The 12,467-nt window shown below is 35.6% G+C and carries 12 protein-coding genes; 9 read left to right on the forward strand and 3 right to left on the reverse strand.

Features of this window, described 5'->3' with window-relative positions:
• Positions 1-3: 3 nt before the first annotated feature.
• Positions 4-621 carry an IMPACT family protein gene (locus tag H8B04_RS03115; RefSeq protein WP_190301417.1) on the reverse strand — a complete coding sequence of 206 codons (618 nt, stop codon included), beginning with the start codon at positions 619-621 and terminating at the stop codon, positions 4-6.
• A complete protein-coding gene (locus H8B04_RS03120) occupies positions 618-1,475 on the reverse strand; it encodes a DMT family transporter (RefSeq protein ID WP_190301418.1) in 858 nt (285 codons plus the stop codon). The genes H8B04_RS03115 and H8B04_RS03120 overlap by 4 nt, the downstream gene beginning before the upstream one ends.
• A 531-nt stretch (positions 1,476-2,006) precedes the next feature.
• Here H8B04_RS03120 and H8B04_RS03125 point away from each other — a divergent pair.
• The 6 genes from H8B04_RS03125 to H8B04_RS03150 all read left to right on the forward strand — a co-directional run bounded on the left by H8B04_RS03125 (position 2,007) and on the right by H8B04_RS03150 (position 7,781).
• Positions 2,007-2,831, forward strand: coding sequence for a prephenate dehydratase (locus H8B04_RS03125; RefSeq protein WP_190301419.1), 825 nt, complete (start codon positions 2,007-2,009; stop codon positions 2,829-2,831).
• A 54-nt stretch (positions 2,832-2,885) separates the two neighbouring features.
• A complete protein-coding gene (locus tag H8B04_RS03130; protein ID WP_190301420.1) occupies positions 2,886-3,998 on the forward strand; it encodes a chorismate mutase in 1,113 nt (370 codons plus the stop codon).
• Entirely contained in the window at positions 3,998-5,248 is a 1,251-nt protein-coding gene (gene aroA, locus H8B04_RS03135) for a 3-phosphoshikimate 1-carboxyvinyltransferase (protein WP_190301421.1), read from the forward strand. Before H8B04_RS03130 ends, aroA begins: the two co-directional genes overlap by 1 nt.
• A 155-nt stretch (positions 5,249-5,403) precedes the next feature.
• Complete coding sequence (aroC, locus tag H8B04_RS03140; protein WP_190301422.1) at positions 5,404-6,495, forward strand: chorismate synthase; 1,092 nt, start codon at positions 5,404-5,406, stop codon at positions 6,493-6,495.
• A gap of 46 nt (positions 6,496-6,541) precedes the next feature.
• The gene (locus H8B04_RS03145) at positions 6,542-6,844 is read left to right on the forward strand and encodes a DUF3157 family protein (protein WP_190301423.1); all 303 of its coding nucleotides are present in this window, start codon (positions 6,542-6,544) and stop codon (positions 6,842-6,844) included.
• An 85-nt stretch (positions 6,845-6,929) separates the two neighbouring features.
• Positions 6,930-7,781 (forward strand): ROK family protein, encoded by an 852-nt coding sequence (locus H8B04_RS03150; protein ID WP_190301424.1) that lies wholly within the window; start codon positions 6,930-6,932, stop codon positions 7,779-7,781.
• A gap of 19 nt (positions 7,782-7,800) precedes the next feature.
• Here H8B04_RS03150 and H8B04_RS03155 read toward each other — a convergent pair whose 3' ends face one another.
• Positions 7,801-10,221 (reverse strand): alpha-ketoacid dehydrogenase subunit alpha/beta, encoded by a 2,421-nt coding sequence (locus H8B04_RS03155; RefSeq protein ID WP_190301425.1) that lies wholly within the window; start codon positions 10,219-10,221, stop codon positions 7,801-7,803.
• Between the two features lie 132 nt (positions 10,222-10,353).
• On the opposite strand from H8B04_RS03155, the gene H8B04_RS03160 reads away from it, so the two are divergent.
• From H8B04_RS03160 to H8B04_RS03170, 3 genes are read left to right on the forward strand one after another with little or no spacing between them, the layout of a single operon-like run.
• Positions 10,354-11,085 carry a hypothetical protein gene (locus H8B04_RS03160; protein WP_190301426.1) on the forward strand — a complete coding sequence of 244 codons (732 nt, stop codon included), beginning with the start codon at positions 10,354-10,356 and terminating at the stop codon, positions 11,083-11,085.
• A 4-nt stretch (positions 11,086-11,089) separates the two neighbouring features.
• Entirely contained in the window at positions 11,090-11,887 is a 798-nt protein-coding gene (locus tag H8B04_RS03165; protein ID WP_223815222.1) for a 3-keto-disaccharide hydrolase, read from the forward strand.
• 6 nt (positions 11,888-11,893) lie between these two features.
• Positions 11,894-12,358, forward strand: a complete 465-nt coding sequence (locus H8B04_RS03170) for an NUDIX domain-containing protein (protein WP_190301427.1) — start codon at positions 11,894-11,896, stop codon at positions 12,356-12,358.
• Positions 12,359-12,467: the final 109 nt, after the last annotated feature.

The following is a 12,467-nucleotide window of genomic DNA, read 5'->3' on the forward strand; positions in this document are numbered from 1 at the left end:
TATTTAAAGCGTTCGCAAATACGTAATGCGAGCGCCTTCGACCTTTTCCATTTTCTGCATAAAAGTATTAACCTGCATTTTGCGCATTTCTACAGTCATAACACAAGCATTATCAAATTGTTGGTCCAAAACAGTAATATTTTCATCCTTGATGACACGCATCACATCATTCATAGCCAAATACTCAAAGTCAATTTGATACACATCATTGACTGTTTTTTCTACGACAACTGCATTAGCTAAAGCTTCTTGGGTTGCTGTTTTGTAAGCATTAATTAAACCAGGAACTCCAAGTAAAGTACCTCCAAAATATCTTACAACTACAACCAAAATATTTGTAACGTCTTTGGAAAGTAAGGCATTCAAAATAGGTCTTCCCGCAGTTCCAGATGGTTCTCCATCATCGTTCACTCGAAAAACTGTTCGATCTGGCGACAAACGATACGCCCAACAGTGATGTCGCGCTTTTGGATGCAACGACTTTAGCTCTCCTATAATTTCCTTAAGCTTATTTTCATCCTTAAAAGGATAGGCATAAGCAATAAACTTACTTCCCTTGTCTCGAAATATACCTTCGGCAGGTTCTTCAATAGTAAAGTACGTATCTTCAAATAAACTCACAGGTATGCAATTAAAAGTATTGACACTACAGCCAGCACTAAACCTATTTTGTTCGTTAAGCTGAGTTTTTCATTAAACAGAAATACTCCCACCAAACTTCCCAAGACTATTACTCCAACATTCATCGCTGTAAAAACTATAGATGGATTATCAGCTATTGCGCGATGGGCTTTCATGTAATAATAAATATTTGCAAAGTTAAATAAACCTAATATTAATCCCCAGACAATTGCTGATTTGTCCAAACGTTTTTTTTGTATTCCTACTCGATACAATAATATCAAAAACGCAAAAATCATTGCTCCTACAAATACGATAAACATAGATGTCGTGTAAGGAATATCACTATACAAGGCAATTTGTTTGAATAGAATATCAATAAATCCCATTCCTACGAATACTATAATAGGATACACTGAGTTTTTTCTAGTTCGCCTATTCTGCGCCTTACCCCAACTGACCGAACAAGCAACAGCTATTAATCCTACCGCAATTCCTATGAGTTTGTTAACTTTTAAAACTTCATTAAAAATCACAAAAGATGCAATTAACGGTATAAATAAAGACATGCGTTGTGCCACATCTGTCTTTACTATGCCACTATATTTCACTGCTAGTGCAATAAATATAAATAAGGATGGTAAAAGAAAAGTTAAAGGAATATAAAACTGATAGGGAAGTGAATTCCATCGCAAACCTTGCAAATGGGGCTGTAATAATAAATATGTCAGGACTACTGTAGTGGGGTAATTCCAGAGTACTAATTGTTGTACATTGACCTGCTTTTGCCTCGCCAATTTGATTAACACCCCTACCAATACACTACAGCAAACACTTATTAATACATATATCATAAACTACTTTTTGTTAAGAACACAATATTATTAAATATATTTCAATTATAAAACCACTCATAAAAGCATCAAACAACACTAAAATTTATATGTTTTTTATAAATTTTACATATCAAAAAACACACATAAAAAACATTATTTTTTATTAAAAATTTCTTCATAATTTTAAACAATAAAAAAAGCCAAAAGCAGCCTTATTGAAGAATAAACAAATTTTTTAGATTTTCTAACCTTAAAAACACCTTGTTTTAACACTAAAATTCACAAGAAAATACCGTATATTTTTACCACATTTTTAAGCTAAAAATTGATCAAAAAAATATTTTTTTTTACAAATATTTTGGAATTAAAAAATATTGGTATACCTTTGGATTATCAAAACGAGAAATGAAAAACTTTAACACATATAATTTCTACTACTTCTTTTATTTTAGCAATAAAGGACGGGACTAATTATAGTGTTGAGTTAAGAAGATAAATACTAAAGTCCCGGTTTGAAACTGGGACTTTTTTTGTGAACATAAAAACGACATGAGTATAAAAATTGCAATTCAAGGTGTAAAAGCATCATTCCACGAAGAAGCTGCTTACAAATATTTCGGTCAGGATATCGAAACTATTGAATGTGGTTCTTTCAAACAAACCTGCGAAATGCTTAAACAAGGCAAAGCAGACTATGTAGTGATGGCAATTGAAAATTCTATCGCAGGAAGTATTTTACCGAATTACAATCTACTAAGAGATTACAGATTCCATATTATTGGAGAAGTACACTTAAATATTCAGCAAAATCTATTGGCTTTACCAGGTGTAAAATTGAGTGATATTCAATTTGTAGAATCCCACCCCATTGCCATTCGTCAATGTGATGAATTCTTAGGAGAGCATCCAGAATGGACGATCAAAGAAGGTATGGATACTGCAGGTTGTGCCAAGAAAATTGCAGATGAGAAGCTGACACATACTGCAGCAGTAGCAAGTGAATATGCAGCGAAGATTTATGGTCTGAATATTTTAGAAAAACGTATTGAGACACACAAAAAGAACGCAACACGTTTCTTAATATTAGCAAACGAAGTCGTAGAGCAAAAAGGTGCTAATAAAGCTTCTTTATCTTTCCAAACTGGTAATGCGGTAGGTTCTTTAGCAGCAGTATTGCAATGTTTTGCTGAACAAAATGTTAATCTGAGTAAAATACAATCTATGCCCGTAGTTGGACGTCGAAATGAATATGATTTCTATGTAGATGTAGAATGGAAAAAGCAATCAGACTACGATGCCGCTATTCGCAAAGTCTTGAAACATACGGTAAATTTCAGCATCATGGGCGAATACATCAAAAACGAAAAAGTATAACACAAACATAAAGAGTTACTAATCAAATTGTAAATAAAAAAATTCAAATAAAAAATGAAACATTCTTTAGACATCCTTCCTTTAAGTTCTTGGATAGATACAAACGGTAAACCATTAATCATTGCTGGACCTTGTAGTGCTGAAACAGAAGAGCAATTAGTTTCTACAGCACACTTGTTAGCAAATACAGGTAAAGTAAACGTATTGCGTGCTGGTATTTGGAAACCACGTACTCGTCCAGGAGAATTCGAAGGTATTGGTAGCATTGGTTTAGAATGGTTAAAACGTGCTAAAGAAGAAACAGGATTATTGACAGCAACTGAAGTTGCAACAGCGCAACACGTGAAAGAAGCTTTGGCTGCTGGTGTAGACGTGCTTTGGGTAGGAGCACGTTCTACAGCTAATCCGTTCACTGTGCAAGAAATTGCGGATGCTATTCAAGAATCTGGTGTTGATATTCCGGTATTAATCAAAAACCCAGTTAACCCTGATTTATCATTATGGTTAGGTGCTATTGAGCGTATCAACCGTGCTGGTATCAAAAAAATTGGTGCTATCCACCGTGGTTTCTCATCATACGAAAAAACTGCTTTCCGTAATGAGCCAATGTGGGATTTAGCGATTCAATTGAAAACTATTGCTCCTGAATTACCTTTAATCAATGACCCAAGCCACATTTGTGGTAACCGCGAGTTGATTCCTTACGTAACTCAAAAAGCATTGGATATGGATATGCAAGGTTTGATTATCGAATCACATATCGACCCTTCAGTAGCTTGGACGGATGCAAAACAACAAGTTACACCAGCTGCTTTAGCAGATTTATTGGATAGCGTTAATGTACGTAAAGCTGAATCTAACAACCCTGCGTTCGAAGATAAATTAGCAGAATTGCGTCAGCAAATCGATAAATTGGATGACCAAATTCTTAAAACTATCGGTGACCGTATGAAAATCGCGGAGAAAATCGGTGAGTACAAACGTGATAATAATGTAACTATTTTACAAGTTTCGCGTTGGGATGAAATCGTTCAAAAACGTGTTCAATTAGCAAAAGCATTGAACTTGGGCGAAGACTTTACAGTGAAATACTTAGAATTATTGCACAACGAATCTATTCGCAAGCAAAATGAGATTATGAACGTAAAAACAACTGCGGAGGCATAATGAGTAACAAAAGCATTAAGCTATCTCATTCAACAAAAAAATTAAGTGGCACGGTTCAACTAACTGGCTCCAAGTCAGAGAGCAACCGTGCTCTTATTATACAAGCGCTTAGCAAAGGAAAAATTACGATTGAAAACCTTTCTGAAGCTGATGACACCGTATTGTTAACCAAAGCCATTAAAGACGCTAACTTAGCAGGCGAAGGTCAAAAAACAATTGATATCGGTCCAGCAGGAACGGCAATGCGTTTTATGACATCATACTTGAATCTGATTCCTGGTGATTTTATCTTGACAGGAACGGAACGTATGCAACAGCGTCCTATCGGAATTTTGGTTGATGCGTTGAAAACTATCGGTGCGGACGTGCATTATGTCAAAAAAGCGGGCTTCCCTCCTTTGCATATTGAAGGTAAATTATTCCAAGGCAAAGACAAGGTTTCTATCAAAGGCGATGTAAGTAGTCAATATATCTCTTCACTCCTTTTGATAGCTTCATCCTTGAAAAAAGGCTTGACTATTGAGATTGAAGGTGAATTGACCTCGCGCCCTTATGTGACAATGACTTTGAATATGTTGGCTGAAGCAGGAATTCAACATACTTGGGAAGGCAATAATATTCAGATTCTTCCACAAGAAGCAAAGGAAGCGACGATTTATGTAGAACCAGATTGGAGCGCAGCTTCGTACTGGTATGCGATGGTGGCTTTAGCTGAAGAAGGAGAAATTAGACTTCCAGGTTTAAAGAAAAATAGCCTTCAAGGCGATATTGCGATTGCTGAAATCATGACACATTTTGGCGTAAAAACGACTTTTGAAGAAAAAGGAATTTTATTGCAAAAATCAGATGCAAAATCAGATAAAACGTTATTTGATTTTAAAGAATGTCCTGATTTGGCACAAACAGTAGTCGTAGTTGCGGCAGCATTAAAACGTAATGTATCTTTTACTGGTTTAGAAACTTTAAAAATCAAAGAAACAGACCGTATTACTGCTTTACAAAATGAAATTGGCAAATTTGGCGCTACATTGACAGAAGATAATGAAATTTATCATTTGAATTCAGATAATGTAAAAGAACCAGAAGCTATTTCTATTGCGACTTACGAAGACCACCGTATGGCAATGGCTTTTGCACCTTTGGCTTTAGTTTTCAATGAAATCCAAATTGAAGAACCACATGTTGTTGAGAAATCATATCCGATGTATTGGGAACATTTAACAGCACAAAGTTTTTCGATAGCAGAATAAAAACATTATAACTTCATTCCGAATTTAAAATCGTCATTTCGAATGAAGTGTAACGTAATGAGAAATCTTAAAAGAGATTTCTCCTAGCGTCCGAATGACAGGATATAAAATTATTAGTGAGCAAATAAGTATATTTACGCTACTAAAATCAAATTATGGCAGGAAATTCATTTGGCGATTTATTCAGGATAACCACTTTCGGTGAGTCTCACGGCAAAGCCATTGGTGTTATTGTGGATGGATGCCCATCAAATATTGAGATTGACGAAGCTTTTATTCAATCCGAATTGGATAAGCGCAAACCTGGTCAATCTAAAATTACGACACAACGTAAAGAAAGTGATACGGCTCAAATCTTATCGGGTGTTTTCGAAGGAAAATCAACAGGTACGCCTATTTCGATTGTAATTCCTAACGAAGATCAACGTTCTAAAGATTATTCGCATATCGCAGACAAATACCGTCCTTCACACGCTGATTACACGTACCAAATGAAATATGGTATTCGTGATTACCGTGGCGGAGGTCGTTCTTCAGCGCGCGAAACAGCGGCTCGTGTAGCTGCAGGTGCTATTGCGAAGTTATTTTTAAAACAACAAGGCATTGAGATTTTTGCTCATGTATCTGGCGTAGGTCAAATCGAAGCTCCTAATGTGGATTCTTCTGATTTAAATCTTTTATTAGAAACACGTGAATCCAATATTGTACGTTGCGCTGACCCCGCAGCTGCGAATGAAATGATTGATTTCATTGATAACATTCGTAAAAACGGCGATACCGTGGGTGGACGTATATCGACTATTATTCGAGGTGTTCCTGCAGGATTAGGCGAACCCGTTTTCGACAGGTTGCATGCTGAATTAGGTAAAGCGATGTTGAGCATTAATGCGGTTCATGGTTTCGAATATGGTTCTGGCTTCGAAGGATCTAGAATGCGCGGCTCCGAACACAACGACGTATTCACGACGGAAAACGATAAAGTTGTTACTAAAACAAACTTTTCAGGCGGTATCCAAGGTGGAATTTCTAACGGCATGGACATCACGTTCAAAGTAGCTTTCAAAGCTGTTGCTACAATTATGCGCGACCAAGAAACTTTGAATCAAGCAGGAGAAGAAACAACAATTTCAGGTAAAGGTAGACATGATCCTTGTGTGGTTCCTCGTGCTGTAATTATTGTGGAAGCTATGGCGGCTTTAGTTATTGCTGATCAACTGCTTAAGCAAAGAGCTTATACTCATATTTAAAATAGTTTCCGTATTTTTACGGAAACTATTTAACCTTTTATTACCTATGAACTCTTTATTCTTCACTCTTCTTAGTTTGATGCTATTTTTAGCTGTGCAAGCTCAAGACCAATATGCCACGACAAAAGATGGAAAGAAAGTATTGCTTCGATCAAATGGCACTTGGGAATACGTGAATAGTAAATCAACTTCAAGTAACCCCTCTTCTTCCAATAACAAAATTCAAACTATTAGAAGTAATTCGACGAATAATTCTGGCAGAACCTATATACGTGGTCCTCGAGGAGGCTGCTATTATATAAATAGAAACGGCGGTAAAACCTACGTGGATCGCAGTTTATGTAATTAAAATTTAACTTATTAAAAATTTTATGTTCAAATTTTAATAAGAAAACATATCTTTGAATGATAACTAAGTTAATCTAATTGCAATTATGTCAGAAGCCCCTTCTTTTATTTTAGCGTGTGACATTGGTGGAACTCATATTACTTCCGCTATTGTTAATACCCAAAATTGGGAAATTTTATCATATACACTTTCACGTACACATATTAATTCATCTTCAGATGCTAAATCGATTTTTCAAGGATGGTCGGGTAATATAAAATCTTGCCTATATAAATTTGATGGAACAATTGACCATATTGGAATAGCAATGCCAGGTCCTTTTGATTATGAGAAGGGAATATCGTTAATGAAAAATCAAGATAAATACGATGCTATCTACAAATTAGATGTAACAGAAGCTTTAAAAAACGAATTGGAAATACCTTCAATTGAAATAAAATACATAAATGATGCCGCGGCATTTTTACAAGGCGAAGTTTATGCTCAAAATTTATCTTCGGAAGAAAAAGTATTAGGTATTACGTTAGGAACAGGATTAGGCAGTGCTGTATGGTCACAAAATGAGAAAGCTTTTGATGCGGACTTGTGGAAAGAAAAATATCGAGAATCAATTTTTGAAGAATACTTAGTTACAAGATGGTTTACCAAAACCTTTGAATCTTTAAAAGGAAGTAAAGAAAAAGGACTCAAAGAGATAATTGACAATCATGGTAATTCTCCAGAATTTGACACATTAATAAGAGATTACCGTGAACAATTAAAAGATTTCTTAGCTTTTTTTAGCGATAAATATTCCTGTAATTGCTTCGTAATCGGAGGAAATATCGCAAAAGCATGGAATTTAATTGATTTGGATAATTATTTTTCAGAATATAAAATTATTCAAGCCCAATATGCTGAAAAAGCAGCACTTATTGGCGCTGCTTCTATATTTTAATCAAAATACTTAGCTTTTTTTAAACTAAGTATTTTGGAAACTGTTGTGGATTGACATCATTCATGATCTCATAAACAGCTTCAATAATATCATCTACAGATGGTTTAGTGAAATAATCACCGTCTGACCCATAAGGAGGACGATGCGGCTTCGCAGATAATGTTCTAGGCTTACTATCCAAATGATAATATCCATTCTGCTGTTCTAAGATTTGTTGCAATATAAACGCAGAAGCACCGCCAGGCATATCCTCATCCACTACCAGTATTCGGTTTGTTTTGCTTAAAGAAGCTAAACACACTTGTGTACGATCAAATGGTTGTAAACATTGTACATCCACGATTTCTATAGAAATTCCAATCTTATCTAATTCCATAGCCGCCTCTTGTACAAGGCGTAGTGTCGATCCATAAGATACTACAGTAATATCGGCACCCTCACGTATGACTTCAGCTATACCGATTGGAACGGTGAATTCCCCTACATTGGAAGGCATTTTTTCTTTTAAACGATATCCATTCAAACATTCCACCACTACAGCTGGATCATCTCCACGCAAAAGTGTGTTGTACATCCCTGCAGCTTGTGTCATGTTACGAGGAACACAAATATGCAATCCGCGTAAAGCTCCCAGCAAAACTGTCATGGGAGAACCAGAATGCCAAATTCCTTCTAATCTATGACCTCGTGTTCGTATTATAACTGGAGCTTTTTGCTGACCTTTGGTTCTATAACTCAAAGAAGCTAAATCGTCACTCAACACAGGAAGTGCATAGATCAAATAATCTAAATATTGTATTTCAGCAATTGGTCGCAAACCTCTTACGGCTAACCCTATTCCTTTGCCAATTATCGCCGACTCGCGAATACCGGTATCGAAAATTCGTATTTCGCCAAATTTTTCCTGTAATCCTGCAAATCCTTGGTTTACATCACCAATCTTCCCTACATCCTCTCCAAAAGCTACCAAACGCTCATCATTTTTGAAATTTGCTTCAAAACAAGCGTTCAAGACTTCTCTGCCATCTAATATTGGAGAATCCGTAGAATAAATTGGTTCTACAACCTCTACCTCTAACGGAGAAAAAGAATTTTCTGTAAACAATTTGCTGTTATAACGCTCTTGGTTCAGCTTTTGCTTTTCTAGGTACCAAGTATATAATTCATCCTTTTCAGCAGAATTCTCAAAACGCAAGTCGCGCAAAACCTGACGTACCGTCGAATATATTTCTTTAAGAGAAGGCTCTGTGGTACTCTTTAAAATATTTAATGGTAGTTCAACGATTTCATTTTCTAATTTTGATAAATAATGAATCGCTTCGTCCAATTCACTTTGCAACAGCTTACGGTAATCCGTCCAAGCTCTTTTCTGCTCTGCGCGAACTAAATCTTTTGCAGTAGATTCAATCTCTTTAAGCTCTGCCTCAACTGCTATACCCGAACTAATAATCCATTGACGCATTTTGACATTACAGTCAAATTCTTGTTCCCAAAGTAATCTTTCCTCAGACTTATAGCGCTCATGCGAACCCGAAGAACTATGTCCCTGGGGTTGAGTCAATTCTGTCACATGTACTAAACAAGGAATATGCTTTTCGCGCGAAATTTTTGCGGCCATCTCATAGGTCTCACAAAGACCAGCATAATCCCAACCTTTTACCTTAAAAATCTCAAATCCATATGCATTATTATCTCGCTGAAAACCACGAAGTACTTCTGAAATATCGGATTTAGTAGTTTGAATATCATTTGGAACAGAAATACCATAACCATCATCCCAAACAGAAATCACGGCTGGAATTTGTTTCACACCAGCAGCATTGATAGTTTCCCAAAATACACCTTCCGAAGTAGAGGCGTTACCAACCGTACAAAAAACTACTTCATTTCCTTTGTTGGAGAAATATTTTAAATATTCAAGATCTTTATTATTTCGGTAAAGCTTAGAAGCTAAGCCCAGACCCAATGTACGCGACATCTGCCCACCTGTGGTAGAAATATCAGAAAATGAATTTTTCTGAATGGTTTGGTTTTTCCACGCGCCATTTTCATCGGTAAGTGCTGTAGAAAAATGGGCAACCATTTGTCTACCTCCGGATGAAATATCGGCATCCAATGAGGGATGAGCATACAGTTGTGAGAAAAAATTATACACTGTACTTATTCCAGATACAAAAGCCCAAGTTTGATCTCTGTAATATCCTGATCGCCAATCACCATCTTCGAATACTTTTGACAAAGCGATTTGTGCGATTTCTTTTCCATCACCAAAAATACCAAACTTCGCCTTGCCCGTTAGCACTTCTTTCCTTCCCAATAAACTTACATACCTACTTTGAACTGCCGCCTCATAGTCTTTCAATATGATTTCACGAAAATCATCATAACTTAACTTAGATGTGGCTACGTTCATAGGTGTACTCAGTTTCGAATCTATCATTAACTTATATTCTTATTCAACAAAAGTAGCAAAATAACTCTTTACAATATAGCCAATAATTTAATATTACTCCTAAAATATAGATAAGAATTATGTACTTTTAAGCGCAACTTAAAGATTTAAAATTAGAGTATGAGTGTAACGAATAATGAGAATAAACCAGAAATTGGGTTAGGCGATTTAGAAAAGACGGTGATATTGAATTCATTACTAGAAGTGCCTTTTGCAGAACGCGATCAAAATTGGATAGCCAATTTTCTACAAGCCGTGGATCAAGCAAACCTTAAATTAGGTAGTCCTGAGGTCGTTATTGCAAGTGATGGTTTTCCTTATATACAGCTTCAAAATGTGAAAGCTGACGAAAGCTTCCAAGCTTTTGTAATCAACAAACAACTTCCTGCGATATTAACACAAGGATTCGGCGTAGTTATCAATCCGCAGAATGAAAGACCAGATTGGATATTTACGTATGGAGATATTGTCAATTACGAATTGAATGACACTTTTTATGCTGAAAAAAGCATTTTCTCCAACAATAGAGAGCAAATAGAGATCAAACCTGATGAACAAATTTTGATAGGTGCTCCTTCGGACGCTATCTTACCTAAATATCTTAAAAATCAATTGCGTGAATTTTTAAAGCATGCAGGCATTGAAACACCAAAAGCGATGATGATTGCTAGAAATTATGAGAATGAGCAAGATGTAAAACAAGATTTGGTTTTCAATTTCACTCCTCCTCAGATAGCAGATGACAAAAAATTTGAGATTATTTCTAATACAATTGGCTGGTTACTTCCAAGACATTATTCCGTATTGTTTGTCGACGAAGCAGCTGTTGAAAATGGATTCATAGAAATTTAACACCATGAAAATGAAACTTTCTCCAGCAATATTTTGTAGTCTTTTTTTACTAGGATGCGCTGTAAGCAAAGAAAACACTCCAGAATGGAAACCACTATTTAATGGTAAAGATTTGTCAGGATGGACTGCAAAAATCTACCCTTATGAAGTGGGTAATAATTTTGCCAATACATTTCGTGTAAAAGATGGTGTAATCCAAGTAAACTACGATGGCTATGGAGAAAAATATGAGGATAGATTTGGGCATTTGTATTACGATATCCCCTATTCTCATTATCATTTGAAATTAGAATATAGATTCTACGGTGACCTTTATCCAGGAGCACCAGACTATACCATCCGAAATAGTGGAGTCATGTTTCATTCACAAGATCCTCGTACTATGCCAGCCAATCAAGATTGGCCTATTTCGGTAGAAATGCAATTTTTAGGCGGGTTAGGTGATGGCAAACCCAGACCTACAGGCAATATGTGTTCACCTGGTACACATATTTATTATAATAATGAATTGTTAACGACACACTGTATAAATTCCACTTCCAAAACATACCACGGAGATCAGTGGGTGAAAGCAGAATTAATTGTATTAGGCGATTCGTTAGTACATCATATTATCGAAGGCGATACGGTGTTGACCTATTCTAAACCACATATCGGAGGCCCAATAGTCAATAATTATGATCCACGTATTAAAATAGATGGAACTGCTTTAAAAAGAGGTTTTATTGCTTTGCAAAGTGAAGGACAGCCCGTAGAATTCAAGAATATATATTTAAAAGATTTATCTAAGAAAAATAAATAAAGCGAAATGTTTCCATTTAACGTCAGAGTATACGGAATACTTAGAACCGAAAACGACGAAGTGTTGATTACTGATGAAAGAACACAAAGTGTGTCGTTCACTAAGTTTCCAGGTGGAGGATTAGAATATGGAGAAGGTCTGATAGATGCACTCAAAAGAGAATTTATGGAAGAGTGTAACCTGAAGATTGACGTGATAAGGCATATTTACACTACGGACTTTTATGAAAAATCTAGTTTTAATAATAGTCAAATTATCTCAATCTATTATGAGGTAAAAGCATTAGAAGAATTAAATATTGATTTAAAGACTTTACCTTTTGATTTTAACAATAATTTGGTTGCGGATAAATTAGAAGTTTTCAGATTAATAAAGCTTGAAAATCTAAAAGAAGAAGATTTGACTTTCAAAACAGACAAAAAAGCATTAGAAGCATTTAAATTTTTAACTAGAAAAGAGGGTGTAAATTAAACTGTGTCATTAAATAAATACTTATTTTTAGACACAGTATAATGAACAACGAGAAATTTGATTTTGAGCGCTTCAAAGAAGAAGCTATGAAAGGCCTTTACGAAGGCAA

The sequence above is a fragment of the Sphingobacterium litopenaei genome (assembly GCF_014692495.1).
Taxonomy (GTDB): domain Bacteria; phylum Bacteroidota; class Bacteroidia; order Sphingobacteriales; family Sphingobacteriaceae; genus Sphingobacterium; species Sphingobacterium litopenaei.